The organism is Candidatus Ruminimicrobium bovinum, assembly GCF_902760015.1.
In the GTDB taxonomy this organism is placed as follows: Bacteria; Elusimicrobiota; Endomicrobiia; order Endomicrobiales; family Endomicrobiaceae; genus Ruminimicrobium; species Ruminimicrobium bovinum.
Genome location: NZ_CACWEU010000152.1, coordinates 1 through 2,197, shown reverse-complemented (window position 1 = coordinate 2,197; position 2,197 = coordinate 1). Strand labels below are relative to the sequence as shown.

At 22.8% G+C, this 2,197-nt stretch carries 2 protein-coding genes; both read right to left on the bottom strand.

Annotation, left to right across the window (positions count from 1 at the left end; all coding sequences use genetic code 11):
- A partial coding sequence (locus ACMUOV_RS05265; RefSeq protein WP_413854059.1) for a DNA adenine methylase occupies positions 1-256 on the bottom strand: 256 nt, incomplete at its 3' end.
- Positions 256-1,584 (bottom strand): HNH endonuclease, encoded by a 1,329-nt coding sequence (locus ACMUOV_RS05260; RefSeq protein WP_413854058.1) that lies wholly within the window; start codon positions 1,582-1,584, stop codon positions 256-258. The genes ACMUOV_RS05260 and ACMUOV_RS05265, both read right to left, overlap by 1 nt.
- Positions 1,585-2,197: the final 613 nt, after the last annotated feature.

The window sequence follows — 2,197 nt, the reverse complement described above, 5'->3', positions numbered from 1 at the left end:
TAATAATGTTTTCTACTTTATTAATAATAGTTTTTTCTGAATAAAATTTTAATGTTCTTAGCAAATCGATGACATAAGAATTAATATCTATACAAACTACACTATTTGCTTTAACATTTAAACCTACACTTGCCCCACCACAACATAAATCAACAAATCTATCAATTTCTTTAGGAAAGAATTGAATTAATTGATCTAAAATTCTTGATTTATTACCTGTATAATTTAATGGTGTTTTTACTATATTTTCTAACATTATTTTATTTCTTCCTCAATTTCTTCTTCTATACCATAAAATCTCAATAATGTGTTTATATCAACAAAGATTCCTTTTCTTATAAATTCTTTTTTATCCATATTTTTATAAAATATTTTTATCATATTTATAAGAGTTCCTGTGTTGGCAAAATGTAATTTTCTATGACAATTAGGACAAACAGGTATCAAATTTTCAACGACATCTAATGAATTACCAAAATGTTTAGAATTTTTTAGTTGTATCATATGATGTGCTTCTAAATAGTTGTTATTTTCTTTTGTATGAAAATAATTTAACTCGTGAGCTTTATGACTATCCTCAGAACATTCATATACATCAAAAAAACATTTATAATTATATTGTTCTTTAATTTTATTTGATAAATTTTTTCTGCTTTTTACTTCTACTACTTTTGTTTTTTGCATACCTGTAAATAAAACAAAAATATCCTCTAACATTTTAATATTTTCTTGTAAAAGTTTAATAAGTTTATTCTTATCATTTATATCAAAAAACTCGTTTAATTTTAATCTAAATATTTCTTCAACATACAAATTCAAAATATCACTATTATTTGAATACATATTTTTCTTAAAGATATTTTTTAGAATATAATAATTTAAGATTATAGCAACATCTCTTTCAAAATTAACTTGTCCACCTGCATTATGAACTTTTTGATATATAAGATTATCTTTGCTTTTATATTTTTCTATAAGGTCATTTATTTCTGTAACAGATATATTAGCTCCTAACAAATCAAAAGCAATATCATAACTTTCTTGAGAACTTGGATTATAAAAAACAGTTGCTAATAAAAATCTATTTATATTTTTATTCAATATACAATCTAATCCTTCATCTATAAGATTTCCTTTAAAGCTATTTATTATTTTTTCTATTTCAACTTGAGGTTGGTTTTGTATTCCGAAATAACTACCATTTAACAAATATAAATGCAAAAGAAAAAACAAATAGCTTCTTCCATATTCTTCTGACTTCAAAATTTCATACATCTTTTCAGCAATATTGTTTAGTGTTGGAGATTGCTCTATATTTCTAAATAATATATTTGCAACTTCTAATCTCAAAAATTTTTGTTTATTATCTTTTGCTATTTCTTTAGAATAACACCATTTTTTCCATTCTGCTAAATCATTCTTTCTAATTATAAATTCAGGAACTATTTCTTCTATATACTCTACAAAAGTTTTTATACTTCTAATATTTGTTGTTATGAAACCAAAAATTCTATGTTGACTTGTATGCTTATTTGAAACAAACTCTTTATTATTTATTTTGTTTAATCTTTCTGTTATATGCATAGACAACCTCTATAACGATGATTTTCGGTTATTTTACAAAATTCAAATATTATTTACTACTTTTTTAATTAAATACTTTTTTATTTATGATTTATTATCTGTTAAAAACTTAATACATTTGTAAGTATTATAATAATTTTACAAAAGAAAGTCAAAAAAAAACATTTAATATTATCTTGAGTTTTTATAAACAGGTCTATTTTAGGAAAAAAACCGTCAAAACCCGGTGCACCAAAGACAACTTTTATCTTTCGTTAATATTATATACTTCAAAATTTAAGTTTAATAAAGTATTGATAACTAATAACCATATACCTAAAATCTATGACGATAATACAATGTAATACCGAATAAGTGAGTGTAGAGTAATTCTACTTTTGATAACTATAATTTAAAGTTCAAAATAGATATATTTGTAGTATTTTTATGTCGGAAATAAAGATTAATGTAGTGTAGTTAATAGACATAAAACTATAAGCAATAAAGAAACAATGTAGGTATATAAACAATCCGCATTTTCGGAGGGAATCCGAAAAGTCCCGTAGAAAATGCCTTATGGGTTAGAGATGTAAGTTAATAAACAAACCGTAAGTATCTGGTAACAGAATGTAAG

What these genes read in the sequence shown, in the direction of transcription:
- ACMUOV_RS05260 (WP_413854058.1), bottom strand. Translation starts at nt 1,584, where the DNA reads ATGCATATAACAGAAAGATTAAACAAAATAAATAATAAAGAGTTTGTT.